Annotated in this window: 10 protein-coding genes, 1 tRNA gene and 1 other RNA gene; 5 read left to right on the plus strand and 7 right to left on the minus strand. The window is 38.8% G+C overall.

Annotated elements, in window-relative coordinates; genetic code table 11:
• Window positions 1-9: 9 nt before the first annotated feature.
• The 3 genes from G0Q07_RS16175 to G0Q07_RS16185 are packed head-to-tail and all read right to left on the minus strand — an operon-like array spanning window position 10 to window position 5,493.
• Window positions 10-3,171, minus strand: coding sequence for a SusC/RagA family TonB-linked outer membrane protein (locus tag G0Q07_RS16175; protein WP_163348139.1), 3,162 nt, complete (start codon window positions 3,169-3,171; stop codon window positions 10-12).
• 43 nt (window positions 3,172-3,214) lie between these two features.
• Window positions 3,215-4,117, minus strand: coding sequence for a carbohydrate kinase family protein (locus G0Q07_RS16180; RefSeq protein ID WP_163348140.1), 903 nt, complete (start codon window positions 4,115-4,117; stop codon window positions 3,215-3,217).
• Between the two features lie 32 nt (window positions 4,118-4,149).
• Entirely contained in the window at window positions 4,150-5,493 is a 1,344-nt protein-coding gene (locus G0Q07_RS16185) for a sugar porter family MFS transporter (RefSeq protein ID WP_163348141.1), read from the minus strand.
• 628 nt (window positions 5,494-6,121) lie between these two features.
• Here G0Q07_RS16185 and G0Q07_RS16190 point away from each other — a divergent pair.
• On the plus strand, window positions 6,122-7,006 hold the full coding sequence (locus tag G0Q07_RS16190; protein WP_163348142.1) for a DMT family transporter: 885 nt from the start codon (window positions 6,122-6,124) through the stop codon (window positions 7,004-7,006).
• Between the two features lie 711 nt (window positions 7,007-7,717).
• Here G0Q07_RS16190 and G0Q07_RS16195 read toward each other — a convergent pair.
• The 3 genes from G0Q07_RS16195 to G0Q07_RS16205 form a co-directional block, all read right to left on the minus strand.
• Window positions 7,718-8,194 carry a site-specific integrase gene (locus tag G0Q07_RS16195; RefSeq protein WP_163348143.1) on the minus strand — a complete coding sequence of 159 codons (477 nt, stop codon included), beginning with the start codon at window positions 8,192-8,194 and terminating at the stop codon, window positions 7,718-7,720.
• 122 nt (window positions 8,195-8,316) lie between these two features.
• A complete protein-coding gene (locus G0Q07_RS16200) occupies window positions 8,317-8,916 on the minus strand; it encodes a phage integrase SAM-like domain and Arm DNA-binding domain-containing protein (RefSeq protein ID WP_163348144.1) in 600 nt (199 codons plus the stop codon).
• Between the two features lie 284 nt (window positions 8,917-9,200).
• Window positions 9,201-9,276, minus strand: a tRNA-Lys gene (locus tag G0Q07_RS16205).
• A gap of 315 nt (window positions 9,277-9,591) precedes the next feature.
• Here G0Q07_RS16205 and G0Q07_RS16210 point away from each other — a divergent pair.
• The 4 genes from G0Q07_RS16210 to G0Q07_RS16225 all read left to right on the plus strand — a co-directional run bounded on the left by G0Q07_RS16210 (window position 9,592) and on the right by G0Q07_RS16225 (window position 15,951).
• Window positions 9,592-11,400 (plus strand): SLC13 family permease, encoded by a 1,809-nt coding sequence (locus G0Q07_RS16210; protein WP_163348145.1) that lies wholly within the window; start codon window positions 9,592-9,594, stop codon window positions 11,398-11,400.
• A 244-nt stretch (window positions 11,401-11,644) separates the two neighbouring features.
• Entirely contained in the window at window positions 11,645-12,595 is a 951-nt protein-coding gene (cysD, locus tag G0Q07_RS16215) for a sulfate adenylyltransferase subunit CysD (RefSeq protein WP_262887974.1), read from the plus strand.
• A 416-nt stretch (window positions 12,596-13,011) separates the two neighbouring features.
• The gene (gene cysN / locus G0Q07_RS16220; protein WP_163348147.1) at window positions 13,012-14,931 is read left to right on the plus strand and encodes a sulfate adenylyltransferase subunit CysN; all 1,920 of its coding nucleotides are present in this window, start codon (window positions 13,012-13,014) and stop codon (window positions 14,929-14,931) included.
• Between the two features lie 12 nt (window positions 14,932-14,943).
• The gene (locus G0Q07_RS16225; protein ID WP_163348148.1) at window positions 14,944-15,951 is read left to right on the plus strand and encodes an NAD-dependent epimerase; all 1,008 of its coding nucleotides are present in this window, start codon (window positions 14,944-14,946) and stop codon (window positions 15,949-15,951) included.
• Window positions 15,952-16,095: 144 nt separating this feature from the next.
• On the opposite strand, the gene rnpB is transcribed toward G0Q07_RS16225, so the two are convergent.
• Window positions 16,096-16,516, minus strand: an RNA gene (gene rnpB / locus G0Q07_RS16230) — RNase P RNA component class A.
• Between the last annotated feature and the right edge of the window lie 15 nt (window positions 16,517-16,531).

The raw sequence follows: 16,531 nt of genomic DNA on the forward strand, positions 1-16,531 counted from the left end.
TGTCCGTTTTTAAAAAGTTAGATTAACACCAATGGTATAACTTGCCGGGATTGGGTAGGCAAATCCGGGTGATTCAGGATCTACACCTGTAAACTGGTCGCTACCTTTTGAATCCTTTATCGTGAAAAGGTTTTGTCCTTGCAGGTAAATCCGTGCTGATGACAGTTTGGCTTTATTAACCAGATTTTTGGGGAGATTATAACCCAACTGCAAATTTCTCAATTTCAGGTACGAACCGTTTTCGATGAAATAGGTTGACCCCCGGTTTTCGTTGTTAGTATCGGTCAGAGTCAACATTGGAATAGTAGAACCAGTATTGTTTGGAGTCCAGGCATCCAGAGTTCTTGATCCAAAGTTTGTTCCCTGCCAGATAGATGTGAAATCGGTGAGGTGTTTAAATTCGTTGTAGACATCGGCACCATAAATTCCCTGAAAGAATATATTTAAATCGAAATTTTTATAGGAAAAACTGGCGTTCAATCCGTATTCAAAATCAGGATTGGGATCTCCAATCCATGTCCTGTCCAATGCATCAACAACACCATCCGGTTGATAAACGAAATTACCGTCTGCATCCAATCCTCCAATATCTTTATAACGAATCCGACCAACTCCTTTGCCGGTTTGTTCAGCATGGTCATCCACTTCTCCCTGGTTCTGGAATATTCCATCCGAGATATAACCAAAATGAACCAAATCAGAATGTCCTATTACGGTTTTGTCCGTTCCTGGGTCCCCAGGGTATCCGGTAAGAACTTCATCGGGCAGATAGGTTACTTCTCGTTTATACGACGATACATTTGCAGATAAATCCATACTAAGTCCACTTGCAAAATCTTTTCTGTAACCTAATACTACTTCCCATCCTTTGTTTTCAAGTGTTGCTCCGTTTACCCATTGGTTTCCACCTTCACCTTTAACTGCGAGATAGGGAGGTTCAATTAAAATATCCTTTGTTTCCTTAAAGAAATAATCGATACTTCCGTAAATGGCCTGATCGAAGAAACCAAAATCGATACCAAGGTTAGTTTGATTGGCTTCTTCCCATTTGAGCAGTGGATTACCCTCACGGATTTTTCTGAATCCGGAAGGTAGCGTACCAGTATCCATTCCCTTAATATCATAAGCTGATCCAGAATCAAAAACCCATGTAGGATCAACGCCATAATCCGTACGATAAATTGAATAAATGGCTTCGTTACTAATTTGCTGGTTACCGGTAATACCCCAGCCGGCTCTTAGTTTCAGATTAGAAACAGATGAAACAGACTCCATAAAGTTTTCTTCACTGATTCTCCATCCTAAAGAAAAGGCCGGGAAGATTCCGTACAAATTATCTTTACCAAAACGTGATGAACCATCGCGGCGTAGTGTTGCTGAAAACAAATATTTTGAATCATATACATAGTTAGCTTTCGCGAAAACAGAAAATAGTGAGTTACCTGAACCACCTCCTCCGTTTAATACTTTTTCCGTTCCGGCATCGAGGTACATATAATCAGGGTCTTCAAGAACGAAACCTTCGCGGCTTGCCCAGAACCATTCATCTTCGTATTTAATGGCTTCAGTACCTGCAACCACATCGAGGTTGTGTTTTTCTTTTTCGAACTTGTAGTTTAAAGTATTGGTCCAGGTCCACGATAAGTTGTGCGACTGTGAAGTGGTTGTACGGTTAATGTCGCTAATCAAAAATCCCGACTCATAACTATAATCCATTCTACGCCTGTAAGTTTGGGTGTAATCCACACCATAACTGGTTCTAAAATGCAGACCTTTTATTAGTTCGAGTTCGGCATAAATATTTCCGAAAACTCGCGATGATTTTCCTTTGTTTTGTGTGTTCTGCTCGATTAAACGAACCGGATTGTGCCGGTCTGTCATACCCGGTGCGGGGCCACCCCAGCCACCATCAACAGAATGTACCGGAACTACGGGCTGTTGCACCAGCGCCAGGTACATTACATCGCCGGTAGGGATTTCAGCATTGTATATTTTTGAAACATTCAGGTTTTCACCCACTTTTAGTTTACCATCCCAAAAGTTATAATCGGAATTTATACGTGCGGTAATTTTATTCGAGTTAGTTTCTTTGATAATTCCATCGTGGTTGTAATAATTCAAAGAAATAAGTGAACTTCCTCTTTCATTTCCGTTAGAGATTGTAAGGTTATACGATTGAATGAGTGAAGCCTGAGAAATCTCGTCGTACCAGCGTGTGTCAGCCGGACGCATGGTTTGCGCAGGATCGATATATTCAGGTAATAAAATCCTGTCGAGCACTGCATTGTCGCCATCCATATGCCAGTCGTATTTATAAATACTTGAAGTTGGTGTCAATCCGTCGTTGATTGCAGCCTGCCAATTTACATATCCCCGGTCATAGGTATTTAGTACATCGAGTTCTGAATTATATTGCTGAATAGTGGCATAAGAGCTGAACTCAACCTTGGTAACTCCTTCTTTACCTTTTTTAGTTGTTATAAGAATTACACCGTTGTTTGCCCGCGCACCATAAATGCTGGCAGCCGATGCATCTTTTAATACCTGCATCGATTCAATGTCGTTGGGATTGAGTTGTTCAATACCTCCTGTTGTCGGTACACCATCAATAATATACAAAGGATCGTTACTTCCTCCGCCCATGGTACTCCCACCCCGGATTCGAACAGTAGCGAATGACCCCGGATTTCCGTCGGTAGTTACATAAAGCCCGGCAACACGGCCCTGCAATGCTTTAATTGCATTTCCTGTTGGCGTTTCCTTTACTTCATCCATTTCAACTACGCTGATAGCACCTGTTAAATCGGCTTTTTTCTGCGTTTGATAACCGGTTACAACAATCTGTTCTAAGCCAATAGCTTCTTCATTCAACTGTACATTAATTGTTGTTTGGTTGCCTACAGCAATTTCCTGTTTAAGCATACCCACAAAACTGAATACGAGTGTTGCATCTGCTGATACTGAGATGGTATAATCCCCGTCAATACCAGTAATTGTTCCATTCGTTGTTCCTTTTTCAACAATAGTTACGCCGGGCAAACTTTCTCCTTTAGAGTCGGTCACTTTCCCGGTTACAGTGGTCTGTTGTGCAAACGACACTGTAGCAAACAAACTGAAAAGAATTATTAAAATTCCTTTAGCCGTTTTTTCAAATTTGATTCGTTTCCTCATAATTAGTTAAGATTATTTTTATTGTCTAAAAATTGTTACTTGTTTAAACTGAAATACCTGATAATATTGAATTGATTTCATTCATATCGTAGCTTGGAGTAGCTCCTGATTTTGATGCCACAAAGGCTCCTGTAGCACATGCATAAGCCAATGCATCTTCTAACGATTTATTGTTAATTAATGATGCAACCAAACCTGCTAAAAATGCATCTCCGGCACCAACAGTATCAACAGCATTTACTTTGAAACCTCGATGCTCATAAAACTCACCATCCGCATATAGCATGGCTCCATTTTCTCCTTTTGTAATACAGACCATTTGTAGATTATATTGGTTGGCAAACCATTTTACCAAGCTCTTTTCGTCGTATTTGTGTTTATTGTACCAGTTGGCAAAAACAACCAGTTCATCATCGTTGAGTTTTGCAATATTTGATTTCTTCAATAACTCTTCAATCACAAATTGCGAATCATATGGTTTTCTAAAATTGACATCAACAAGCTTTATCCCATCATAATCAATCAAATACATAATAGATTCACGAGAAATCGGATTTCGGGAAGCCAGTGTACCATAAATTAGCAGCCCGGCACTTTTTGCCCTATCCATTAGATCATCCGTTAGTCGAATACTGTCCCATGCCACTGGTTCACATATTTCGTAGGTTGCATTATTATTTTCATCAAGGTGAACAAGAACTTCACTTGTTGGTAGATATCCATCTTCCTGGATTAACGAAGTTCCAAGCCCAGATTCATTCAAAAAAGCTTTCAATTCCTTTCCTTCATTATCATTCCCTATACTGCTTGCAATGGCAACATCCATTCCGATAGCATTCAGGTGAAGTGCGACGTTCATTGGAGCCCCGCCGGGTTTTGCTCCTGAAGGCAACTTGTCCCAAAGCACTTCACCAATACACAATATTTCTTTGTTTTTAATTTTCATGATTAGTTTCTTTTGAAATTAAATTATGGGTATTATTTTCTTTTCATTTTCATTTCAAGCTGAATTTCCTCCAGTGATTTCCCCTTGGTTTCGGGAAGAACTTTCCATGCAAAAAAGAAATGAAATACCATCATGATCGCGAAAAAACCAAAGGAGACTCCTCCGCCTACGGCATTGTTTAAAACTGGAAATCCCCAGATAAGCGCTGCTGCAAAAATCCAGTGGGTAAAACTTCCGAGAGCCTGTCCCTGCGAACGTACTTTGTTGGGAAATATTTCTGAAATAACTACCCAAAGAACAGCTCCTTGCGAGAACGCAAAAAACGCGATAAAGCCCATCAGGTAAATCATTACCCCGTAGCCACCAAGGTCAGAGTAATTTTCGGTAAAGAAGGATTTTGAAAGCATTCCGAGAAAAAATACCATCCCAACTGATCCAACCATTAATAAGGTACGGCGTCCGTACCTGTCAATAAGAAACAGAGCAATAAAAGTAAAAAGTAGGTTAGTAGCGCCTACCGAAATAGATTGAAGTAAAGATATATCGTTTTCGAACCCTGCCATTTCGAAAACACGCGGAGCATAAATCATTATAGCATTAATGCCAGCTAATTGGTTGAAAGCTGCAATGAGAATCGCAATCATCACCGGAAAACGATTTTCTTTTACAAACAGTCTACCATGACCAACAGCTTCTTCCTGCTCAACTGAATTTTTTACAATCCGTACTTCCTCTTCCGGGTATTCTGCTTTAATACGTTGAAAAACCGCAACAGCGTCTTCGTTACGTCCCTGATTAACCAGCCATCTCGGGCTTTCCGGAACCAGGTTTAGTAATAGAAAGAAAGAAAGAGCAGGTATTGCTTCCACACCGATCATCCAGCGCCAGGAATCAACGACAATTGTTCTGGCTAAAAAGTAATTGACTGCGAACGCCAGGAAAATAGCTGTTACTACAAAAAACTGATTAAGTAATACCAAACGACCACGTTTTTTTGCTGGTGATATTTCCGCTATGAACATAGGAGTGACGACCGAAATACAACCTAGCATTATACCGGTAATCAACCTAAAAAATAGCAGCATCCCCCAGCCTATTGAAAAAGCACTTCCCAAAGCTGAAATAAAAAATATCCCGGATAACAGGATTAGTGATTTCTTTCTTCCAAATTTTTCGGCAGGTTTACCTATTATTAATGTACCGATTATGGTACCAACAATTGCGATGGCAATTGTAAATCCCAACCAAAAGCTATTTAAGTTATATAACTCTTCAAGTTGAGTAGTCGTTCCCGACATCATGGCAATGTCGTAGCCAAAAAGAAATCCGCCTAAGGCAATTATTATCGCAACTGTTAATACGTTCTGCTGTTTCATTTCGATTCAGAATTATTGGTTTAAAACTCTGAATCAAAAGTAATAGGGCTTCTATTTGAAAACTTTAATGAATGTTACAAATGCAGGTACCAATGTTTCAATCCTCAAAACGCCATGCTCCTAATTAGAATTGCTGAAACATTTTTACAAAATTGCGAAACAAATGCACAAGTGGGTTCATGCTTCGTTCAAGTATAACAATAATATTAGCCTAATTAACATTCAGAATAAGGAAACGTTTTTCAATTCTTCTTTCAGATACATTTTTTACATTTCTGCAACAATCCTATTTTTGATGTAATAAAAAGAACCTAGTCTTGAAACATAACTACTACAGGTATTCAGCATCAATATTGAAAAATAATAACTTACTCTTTATTTTTGACTAAAAGAATCAACGAACATCCAAATACAATTTGGAACTTTTTTGTGTTTTTCTATATTTGCATAAATATTAAAGATTATGAATAGAATTGGCTGTCTTCCCCCTCCCAGGGCTTAATATTTCTTCAAAATTTCTGAGGAACATGAGAACCGGCAATGAGTCGGATGTAATTCTACGCCTCAAATTTTAATTAAATATTAGTTTAATCTCTTGTCTCGTGGCAAGAAAAGAAGTCAATTATTCATGAAAAAATCATATTTGTTATTACACTCTGCTGTAATATTTCTTGGATTTTCCGGAGTCTTCGGGAAGCTCATTTCACTGAATGAAGGTTTAATAACTTGGTACAGAGTATTTTTCTCAGCCATCATTCTTTACATCGTTTTAAAACTGTTAAAAATAAGAAATACAATTTGTTTCAGAGAAAAAGTGAATATTGCTAAAGTCGGAATTCTTATTACATTGTCTTGGGTGTTGTTTTTTGCGAGCATTAAATATTCCAACATCTCGATAGGAGTAATTTGTTATTGTATGGCAAGTTTCTTCACCGCAATCTTCGAACCATTGATCAACAAACGGAGATTCAGACCATCAGAATTTGTTTTAAGTGTAATCACTTTGTTAGGTATTAGTTTAATCTTTCGTTTTGATAGTTCTTATCGCTTAGGCATTGTTCTAGGTGTAATTGCTCCGGCATTTGCATCACTATACACCGTCTACAATGAACGTTTGGTCAAAACCTACGATAGCAAACTAATTAATTACTACCAGATGCTTGGTGGAACATTTGGGCTGGGTATTTTTCTGCCTTTGTATTTACATTATTTCCCAACAGAAACCATTATTCCTGGAATTCGTGATATATTTTACCTTCTATTATTAGCACTTTTCTGTACGGTGGGGGTTTATGTCTCATTAACCTCAATACTAAAAAGACTCTCTGCTTTTACTGTAAATCTAAGCCTGAATCTAGAGCCAGTCTACGCAATCCTTATTGCGTTTCTGTTTTTTGGAGAATATAAGCAAATTAACTTTTCTTTTTATATCGGATTGTTTTTTGTTGTACTCTCTGTTGGATTACAAATACTAATTTCGCTACGTCAATCACGAAGAGTTGACATAATTTAAAAGGAATGGTACAAGCTCACTCTTGTACCATTCCTATTTTAACGAAACAACATTTTTACTCCGTGTGATAATTTATGTTTCAACTGTTATTCAAGCACATACAGTCTTTCGCACCACATTTTAGGATGTAATGATGGATTCAAATTATTTATATTTCAAAGGAAGGAACCCAAACTGGAAAGAATAATCAGCTCCCCTACTACCATGCCCTTGCGATTAACCGTATAGATTTGTGTTTTTGACTGGATAAGTTTACTTCCAGTTTATTAATGATTGTATTGTATGTTTAGCTTTCAGCGCAAATTTCGTTTCCCAAAGGAAAAGAGGCGGGTAAATAATCTGAATTCATTTCATTGCTACTCACAAATAGTTAAAACTATAATTAGAACAAGTATAACATCAAACAAGGGAAACTATAATTCAATAATTATTCGTTTTTTGTATCTTTGATACGTAAATTAGTATTGTTGAAACTCAAGAGAGACTTTACCGAGAACTAAATTTTTCTATTTCTTTAACAAACTGATTTTAAGCACATAAGAAAACACAAAATCGTCTTATTCTGGGCATCTTTCAATAGTCAAAAAAAATACTTTCCGAACTATATTTCATGCAAACCATTAGTAATTCTCAACACTATATAACAATTCAAAATATTTAAACTCAAATTAAAAGAGACGATACCGAGAACAATAAACTAGGATTCACTATTCATAGAATTGCTTTCAGCTTCTTCATATCATCCGAAATCTTTTTATCAACTATTCTTGCGTAAACCTGTGTTGTTCTTAAAGAATTATGCCCTAACATTTTTGATACAGTTTCTATCGGTATTCCATTTGAAAGTGTAACAGAGGTCGCAAAAGAATGCCTGGCAACGTGCATTGATAAGTTTTTTTTAATTCCACATATTGTTGCCAACTCTTTAAGGTAAGCATTCATTTTTTGGTTCGAACGAACTGGCAATAATAATCCTTGTGATTCATTCCAAGCATAATCTTTATATTTCCTCAGAATCTTTAAAGCATTGGGGACTAAAGGAATACGACACCTGTTTTTTGTTTTGTTGCGATCGATAATAATCCAATCTTCACCGTCATCACCTTTATGAATGTGATGGTAGCTCAGTTTTGCAATGTCAGAATACGACAAACCGGTATAACATGCAAACACAAAAACATCCCGCACAATGGCAAGCCTATCAATCTGAATACGTTTCTTCTCAATTTTTTTAATTTCTTTTAGAGTAAGAAAATCCCGATTTGCATCACCTCTTTTTACTTTGAAGTTTTCATAAGGATTCCGAACAATTAAACCCTTGAAACCGCATCATTTAAAACCTTCTTTACGTGCCTATGATATCCCCATACCGTGTTTGTACCAATATTGTGTTTAGATTTTAGGTAAATATCAAAAGCATTTAGAAAAGTATAATCAACTTTTTTGATCTCAATATCTTTCCGAAAATAAAATTCCTTTACAAAATCCTTTAATCGCGTTAACGAAGTACGATAGTGTTTTAAAGTTCCTTTGGAATAGCCTTTCCCTAACTTTTTTTCAATTGATTCGATAACTGACTCAAATAGCTCAATAAAATAATCTTTCGAACTGGTACCTGTGATTTTTTCTTTGATGGTATAAACATCAAAATCATCATGACTTGCTTCCAATTGATTGTAGATATCATAAATTCCAGATACGAATTTTAACAAACGATTATTAAGGATTCTAATTTCCTGCGAATTCCCAGCAATTTCCTGCCTTGATTTATCCCAACTATCTACATCCACTAAGATTGACGTTGACAGCTCAATTCTTCGTCCATCCATCACGCAACGCGCATAAACAGGGCATTTTCCGCTGTTTTTACTTTTTGATTTCTTTAACAAAAGACTAATTCTGATTCTCATAACTCCTAAATTTTTAAGTTTTAGGGTCTCTTTAGGTCTCTTTTGGGGTAAAATTACCCCAAAAAGTGCCGTTTCACAACAGCAAAAGAGACCAATTCAGACCAAATTAAATTATGAATATCAGAGAGTTACAAAAAAGAGACCTATTTTTGAGCCAAAAATCGATGGGTCTCGATTTAGTCCCCTTTTTTTGGTATTTTTTGACTCACTTTGAATTACTACAAAAGAAAAAAGCGCTATAAATCAACGATTTAAGCGCTTTTAATTCGGAATGATTTCCGACTTGGTGACTCAGCTGGGTCTCGAACCCAGGACCCCATCCTTAAAAGGGATGTGCTCTACCAACTGAGCTACTGAGTCATCCTTGAGTGCCTTTGTTTCTCAAAGGCGGGTGCAAAAGTAATTATTATTTTTTTTCACACAAATCATCAGACATTTTTTTTCAAAAAAATCTATTTTTTTCAATTTCAATTTAACATCCTATTTCGACTAAATCCTTTAAGCAGTCATTCTAAAAACGCTCATCTGCCACAAAAAGAACAATTTACAAACTCGCTTTGATTTGAACAATTTTATTTCGGAAAAATTATTTGAAGAGAAAAGATTTTAATACTAGCTTTGATTCGTTCAAGCAGGTTTTGCTAGAATAGAAGGACAACATAATACCACATCACGTTGATAAGTACCGAAGGATATATTGTACTCGCCATTGTATTATTAACCATCATAGCGCTGGCGAAAGAGTTAATGCGTCCGGGGCTTATCTTTTTCTCTTCGGCAATTATCCTTATGGCTACCGGCACTATTACCGATAAAGAAATGCTGGCCGGTTTTTCCAATAAAGGAATGATAACAATTGCCATTTTGTTTATTGTTAGCGAAGGCATACGGCAATCAGGAATCTTAAACCGCCTGGCACAAACCTACCTACCACGAAAAAGAAGAAAAATGGTTTCGCTGATTCCGCAAATTATGCTGCCGGTTTCGGTACTTTCTGCTTTTTTGAATAACACGCCGGTAGTAATTATTTTTGCCCCGATCATAAAAAAATGGTCGGAGAACCTCAACCTGTCATCTAAGAAATTCCTGATACCACTTTCATACGCCACAATTTTTGGAGGAATGTGTACGCTTATCGGAACTTCTACCAACCTTGTTGTACACGGTTTAATATTAGAAAATGGTTACGAAGGATTTAGCATGTTCGAACTGGCAAAGATTGGTGGTTTTATTGCCATTGCCGGAACTATTTATATGACAGTGTTTAGTAACAAACTGCTACCCGGCGAGAAAATATTTTTTAATTCAAAAAGCTCTACCGCATACAAAGATTACCACTACGACATCATAATTACAGCAAACAGTAACCTTATCGGTCTTGAAATAAAGAATGGCCGTATGAAAGAACTTAAAGGTTTGATTATACAAACGATTAATCGCAATGGTAATATTATTGAGACCAAAAAAGGTTCGTTTAAACTAATGGCCAAAGATAAATTACTGGTTGGTGGAAAATCTGACCGGTTAAATTACATCCTGGCTAATTCGAATGTTAAACTTAGTGGTATTGACTTAATAAAAAATGTACCAAAAGAAAAGCTGAAACAATACGAAGCTGTATTATCACCTCGGTTCCCAGCAATTGGTAAGACCATTCATGAGTTTAACTTTTACGATCACTACCAGGCAGTAGTTCTTGCAGTACACAGAAATGGTGAACGCATTACAAGCAACAAGGACAAGTTACACCTAAAAACCGGCGACAACCTTGTTTTGCTAACTACCGAAAAATTTATCGAAAACTGGGGCGATTCAAAGATCTTCCTATTAACTTCATACATTCGCGACTACAGAAGCACAGGAACATTCTGGAAAAAATGGCTTGCTTTTATCATTTTGCTGGGTATGATTGTTGGTACAACCATCGGCAAATTCCTTTCTTCTCCCGATGGCGTGTCGTTAGATATGTTCTTTTTTGCATCCATTGCTGCCATGCTTTTGATTTGGCTAAAGATTATGCCTCATCAAAAATACACGAAAGCTATAAGCTGGGATGTGCTCATTACCATTGCCTGTGCTTTTGCCATTAGTAAAGCCATGCAGAATTCGGGTGCAGCAGAGGTTTTAGCCCGAACAACCATTAACTTCTCTAAAGGTTTTGGGCCAATTGGAGTGATGGCAGCCTTGTACATACTAACGGCTATTTTCACCGAAATAATTACTAATAATGCCGCAGCAGCACTTGTTTTTCCAATTGCACTTGCGGCGTCGCAACAACTAAATATTGATCCGAAGCCCTATTTTGTAACGATTGCCATTGCCGCTTCGGCAAGCTTTTCAACACCAATAGGTTACCAAACAAACTTAATTATTCAGGCTATCGGAAATTATAAATTCCGCGATTACTTAAAAATTGGTCTCCCATTAAATATAATCGCTTTTATTCTGTCCATGCTACTCATTCCATACTTCTGGGGTTTTTAGTTATTTAAAATCATTCTTAAATAAAAATCCCCGAAACGTACAAAAGCATCTAATCCTTAAGTCGGCCAGAATAAAATTCTATATTTGCAATCTTTTGTGAAACAACAAAAAGAGAGCAGAATTTATTCAGCTACAACATTATTACCGGTCTAAACCGGGAGAATAATTGCATATAGCTACAGACAAAAAGCAACAAAATGGCACATTACTTTTTATCAAACTCAAAAACAGTTGATTAAAATGTGTGTTACATATAGGATCGAAGAAAACAAACAACTCTAATTATATGGATAACTATTCATTAACTAATTTACGCGAGCTCGAAGCAGAAGCCATTCACATTATCCGCGAAGTGGCTGCCGAGTTTGAAAACCCGGTAATGCTTTATTCTATCGGGAAAGACTCATCGGTGATGGTTCGCCTGGCCGAAAAAGCTTTTTACCCTGGCAAAGTTCCGTTTCCATTGATGCACATCGACTCGAAATGGAAATTCGAGGAAATGATCGATTTCCGCGATACTTATGCCAAAGAAAAAGGCTGGGACCTTATTGTTCATCACAATAAACAAGGTTTTGAAGAAGGTGTTGGACCATTTACGCACGGGAGTAAAGTGCATACCGATATTATGAAAACGCAAGCCCTGCTTGGTGGTCTTAATAAATATAAATTCGACGCTGCCTTTGGTGGTGCCCGTCGTGATGAAGAAAAATCGCGTGCAAAAGAGCGTATCTTTTCTTTCCGCGATAATTTCCATCAGTGGGATCCAAAAAATCAGCGTCCTGAGCTTTGGAATATTTACAACAGCCGCGTTCAGAAGGGCGAATCCATTCGTGTATTCCCTATCTCGAACTGGACTGAGCTGGATATCTGGCAGTACATTCGTTTGGAGAATATCCCTATCGTTCCGCTGTATTATGCCAAAGAGCGTCCGGTGGTTGACATGGACGGCAGCCTGATTATGGTAGACGACAAACGTATGCCAAAAGAATTGCGCGACAAAGCAGAAATGCGCAAAGTACGTTTCCGTACGCTGGGTTGTTACCCGCTTACTGGTGCAATTGAATCGGAAGCTGATACCATCGAAAAGATTGTGGAAGAAATGATGACCGTTACCGTTTCGGAACGTACTACACGTGTTATCGATTTCGACCAGGATGCAAGTATGGAACAGAAAAAACGCGAAGGGTATTTTTAAGATGAATCGTGCGAGGGCATGAGACCGCTTCGTCATTACATTCCTCGCGGAGTCGTACCACGAACAAACTTTCTTGCACGACTTTCCGAGGGAGGAACGACCGAAGGAAACTCATCCTACAACAACAAAAGCAACTTTGAAGATGACAACAAAAAAACTTAATATAAAGGAATTTCTGGACCAGGACCAAAAGAAAGTGTTCAGTCTCAGCATACAGTTAACAGCGTTCTTTTATAACTGATTAAAACAAATAACAAGATTCCTTATGTGCGGGCGTGTCAAAAATCCGTCAGTCGGGCTAAACCGATACTTTGAAAAAACGCAAAGGTTATTTTTGACTTGATTCTTTTTGTTTCGTTTTTCTCATCTAAGGAGAAAAATGAAAGCCCGTCCGGCAGGACAAAGCAACTTTGAAAATGAAAAGTAAAAAATTAAATATAAAAGAGTTCTTAGATCAAGACCAGAAAAAAGATCTCTTGAGATTGCTAACCGCTGGTAGCGTTGACGATGGCAAATCAACACTAATCGGCCGTTTAATGGCCGACAGTAAAATGCTGTACGAAGATCAGCTTGAAGCCTTGCATCGCGACAGTAAACGTGTGGGACATGCCGGTGAAGACATCGATTATGCCTTGTTACTCGATGGTTTGAAAGCTGAACGCGAACAGGGCATTACCATCGATGTGGCTTACCGCTATTTCTCTACGGCAAAACGTAAATTTATTATTGCCGATACGCCGGGACACGAACAGTACACGCGTAACATGATTACCGGTGGATCGACAGCTAACCTGGCAATTATTTTAATTGATGCTCGCTATGGGGTAATTACCCAGACCAAACGACATACCTATTTGGCCAATCTCCTGGGTATTAAACACGTGGTGGTAGCCATTAATAAAATGGATTTGGTGGATTACGGTCAGGAGCGTTATGAGGAAATCAAATCGGATTACCAAGCGTTTGTTACCCAGCTTGATGTGCCCGATGTAAATTTCATCCCACTATCGGCATTAAAAGGCGACAACGTTGTTGAAAAGGGCGAGAATATGAACTGGTATCATGGTCCTTGTTTACTTGAATTTCTGGAAAACGTACACGTAAGTTCCGATCGTAACTTCGACGACCTGCGTTATCCGGTTCAGTATGTATTGCGTCCGGACATTAAATTCCGTGGCTTCTCAACATCAGTAGCTTCCGGAATCATTAAAAAAGGCGATGAGGTAATGGTGCTGCCTTCCATGAAAAAATCGAAAGTAGAGAAAATCGTTACCTACGACAAAGAGTTGGATTATGCTTTTCCACCGCAATCGGTAACAGTTACTCTCGAAGATGAAATTGACATTTCGCGTGGCGACATGTTGGTGCACCCGGATAATTTGCCTCGTATGGATCGTCAGTTTGAGGCAATGCTGGTTTGGATGGATGAAAACAACATGAACCTCTCTACTCAATTCTACATTAAACAAGCCAATAATACCACTAAAGCGCGCATCGACGAAATTAAATACAAGGTGGATGTAAACACACTTGATAAATCGAAGATTGACAAATTAAACCTGAACGAAATTGGCCGTGCAGTAATAACCACTACCAAGCCGCTTTTCTTCGATCCGTATAAAAAGAACAAACAAACCGGTGCATTTATTTTAATCGATCCGGTTACGCATAATACCTGCGCGGTGGGTATGATTATTGATCGTTTGGAAAGCAAGAATCTACCGTCGCGTATTACCGATGTTGATAAGGCAAAGATTGCCAAAGGCGAGGCACTGATTCAACCGGAAGAATACCTTCAGAAATACAACCAAAAAGGAGAAACTATTTGGATTACAGGCTTACACGGCTCGGGTAAAAACGAACTGGCTTTTAGCCTGGAGAAAAAATTGTTCGACAATGGAGCAACAGCCGTATTGATAGATGGTAGTTCGGTACGTTCAGGAATAAGTCGCGAGCTGGATTACTCTCCTGCCGACAGGGCTGAAAACCTGCGCCGTGTAGCTCACATTTGTAAGCTGCTGAACGATCAGGGAATTATTGCCATTGCATCGTTTATATCGCGTAACGAAAGTTTACGCAGCCAGGTCGCTGAAATTATTGGCGAAGAGCGTTTCCATATGTTTTATATGGATGCAGATTTGGAGTATTGTAAAAACAATAAACCGGAATTGTACGAATTGCTCGAACAAGGTAAAACAAGCAATCTTCCGGGTATTGATCTGGAATATGAAGCGCCAACAAATGCAAAACTGGTATTCAATCCGGAGAGTAATGAAGAGAACCTGGATGCTATTTTAGATTATTTAGCGCAAAACAAAGTATATCCTAATCACTAAGGAAAAATACAAATGAAAATTCTTGTTACAGGAACAGCCGGTTTTATCGGCTTTCATTTGGCGAACAAATTGGTGGAGGCCGGAGTAGAAGTTGTAGGCATAGATAATATTAACGATTACTATTCCACTGATCTGAAATATGCCCGTCTGGAGGAATCCGGTATTTCAAAGGAAGCTATAAACTGGCATCAAAAGGTGGTGAGCAAAAAAACTCCGGCTTATTCGTTTGTTCGGATGAATCTGGAAGACCGCGAGCAGATCGACCAACTTTTTGAAACCGAAAAGTTCGATATGGTATGTAATCTTGCGGCTCAGGCCGGGGTGCGTTACAGCATTGAAAATCCGCGTGCATACATCGATAGTAATATTGTAGGTTTTATTAATATACTTGAAGCCTGCCGCCACAATAACGTTAAGCACCTGGTTTATGCCAGCTCATCAAGTGTGTATGGGAACAGTGCCAAAATGCCACTATCGGTAGATGATACTGTAGATAACCCGGTTAGTTTATACGCAGCCACTAAAAAAAGTAACGAATTAATGGCGCATACTTACAGCCACTTGTTTGGTATCCCAACAACCGGATTGCGCTTTTTTACTGTTTATGGCCCATGGGGCCGACCGGATATGGCGTATTTTTCGTTTACCAAAAACATACTTTCAGGAGAAGCGATTAGAGTATTCAACCATGGCGACATGTATCGTGATTTTACCTATATCGACGATATTGTAAAGGGAATTGTTAAAATACTGAACGAGCCGCCTACATCTATTCCTCCCTATAAAGTTCACAACATTGGCAACTCCAGTCCGGTGAAACTGATGGATTTTATCGAAACTATTGAAAAAGCACTGGGACAAGCAGCTGTTAAAGAGTTTCACGAAATGCAACCCGGCGATGTGTATAAAACCTACGCCGATGTGAGCGTATTGAAAAGAGATTTTGGCTACTCGCCCGACACGCCATTGGCAAAAGGAATTGGCGAATTTGTAAAGTGGTACACAACGTTTTACAAGTAAAAACAATTCAGCGGGTGACTAGTTGTCTTAACTTTTAGTCACCCGTTGAATATTGATATCCCGACAAACTTCTTTATCGGGATTAATTCAACCAACAGAATTTTGCTCTCCATCTAACGCTGGATTCCAAATCCTGAGTTTTATTAAAAAGGCAAGCCTGTAAGCCGGGTCCTGTCAATCCTGACATTTATCGTCAGGAAAGCTTTATCATTTATCTTGCCCAGATATCACTACCTGAGTCCTGCAGCCTACCCCTCCAAAGTCCTTTGTGCGTTAGGAGCAAAACGGGCCGTTTCGCTGTACCGCAACAGCGGCAAACACTTTGGATATACATGGCTTTGCAACCCGCGAGACATACGGCTGACGATGTTGCCACCGCCACCGGTGCGCTTTTACCACACCTTTTCACCCGTTCCCCGCTATGGACGAGCCATAACAAGGTGGTTATTTTCTGTTACGTTACTATCCCCTTTCAAAGATCTTCCCGCTAAGAAGCACGGTGCCCTGCGTTGCCCGGACTTTCCTGACTGACATTAATAGTCAGCCCGATAAAGCGGCTTGCCGGTGCAAAAATAATAAA

The sequence above is a fragment of the Draconibacterium halophilum genome (genome assembly GCF_010448835.1).
GTDB lineage: Bacteria > Bacteroidota > Bacteroidia > Bacteroidales > Prolixibacteraceae > Draconibacterium > Draconibacterium halophilum.

Bases quoted from the DNA above. Each gene is read 5' to 3' on its own strand.
- G0Q07_RS16175 (WP_163348139.1), bottom strand. From the start codon at position 3,171: ATGAGGAAACGAATCAAATTTGAAAAAACGGCTAAAGGAATTTTAATA.
- G0Q07_RS16180 (WP_163348140.1), bottom strand. From the start codon at position 4,117: ATGAAAATTAAAAACAAAGAAATATTGTGTATTGGTGAAGTGCTTTGG.
- G0Q07_RS16185 (WP_163348141.1), bottom strand. From the start codon at position 5,493: ATGAAACAGCAGAACGTATTAACAGTTGCGATAATAATTGCCTTAGGC.
- G0Q07_RS16190 (WP_163348142.1), top strand. From the start codon at position 6,122: ATGAAAAAATCATATTTGTTATTACACTCTGCTGTAATATTTCTTGGA.
- G0Q07_RS16200 (WP_163348144.1), bottom strand. From the start codon at position 8,916: ATGAGAATCAGAATTAGTCTTTTGTTAAAGAAATCAAAAAGTAAAAAC.
- cysN (WP_163348147.1), top strand. From the start codon at position 13,012: ATGAAAAGTAAAAAATTAAATATAAAAGAGTTCTTAGATCAAGACCAG.
- G0Q07_RS16225 (WP_163348148.1), top strand. From the start codon at position 14,944: ATGAAAATTCTTGTTACAGGAACAGCCGGTTTTATCGGCTTTCATTTG.